The organism is Kocuria sp. CPCC 205231, from assembly GCF_040980965.1.
Taxonomy (GTDB): domain Bacteria; phylum Actinomycetota; class Actinomycetes; order Actinomycetales; family Micrococcaceae; genus Kocuria; species Kocuria rosea.
Window position 1 is genome coordinate 1 of record NZ_JAVKPP010000082.1, and the last position, 667, is coordinate 667.

Genomic DNA, 667 nt, shown 5'->3' on the forward strand with positions numbered 1-667 from the left:
CCCCCCCCGCCCCCAAAGGGGGAGCGACCAAACGGCAGCTTCACTCAATGGAGTGTTACAGTTCATCAAAACCAAGTGATAACTGTCGTTTCTCTGCTTCTTCTTTCTTTTGGGCAGCTAAAGTCTTTTTCCGAACGTATGTTTTTGTAAATGAAACCCTATCCCCATTAAAGACAATCAACGGATTAATGAACCAATTATATTCGTTTGGACCTCTTGCTATGATTTCACTTTGTACGAGCTCTGCCAATCCTTTGTATATGGCTTTGTCTGATTTGTATTGGGTGTATTCTAAGCATTTTCGCCTATCGAAAATTATCATATCATTCTTAGGCTTCATGCAAGTTAGAATATACCCGAAAACCCGAATAGCTGATTGTGATAGATTGAAAAAAGCGGCAAAATTCGCAAGGTATAGTTTTGCAAATTGCTCTTCATCTACTTCTATTTGTCGGATAAACGAGGTTTTGAATACTTCTCCTGTATCTGTATCAGCAACAGCAACTACAGCTTTTTTATCACTTCCCGTACTACTTTTGTATTTCTTAACAACGTGATTTTCAATCCCTTCAATTGCTTGTTTCATAAAGGGTTTTTCTTCGTTTTTTTGAAAATCGGTTAATTTGAGTACTTTCTTATTTTCCATAAACATTCTATTTAGGCAAAT

1 protein-coding gene is annotated in these 667 nt (G+C 37.2%); it reads right to left on the bottom strand.

Annotated elements, in window-relative coordinates; translation table 11 throughout:
* Window positions 1–55 precede the first annotated feature (55 nt).
* Window positions 56–646: a RepA protein gene (locus RF640_RS18970; protein ID WP_368828667.1), complete on the bottom strand. Its 591-nt coding sequence runs from the start codon at window positions 644–646 to the stop codon at window positions 56–58.
* Window positions 647–667 lie beyond the last annotated feature (21 nt).

Excerpts from the sequence above, each read along its gene's own strand:
- RF640_RS18970 (WP_368828667.1), bottom strand. The coding sequence starts at position 646 with ATGGAAAATAAGAAAGTACTCAAATTAACCGATTTTCAAAAAAACGAA.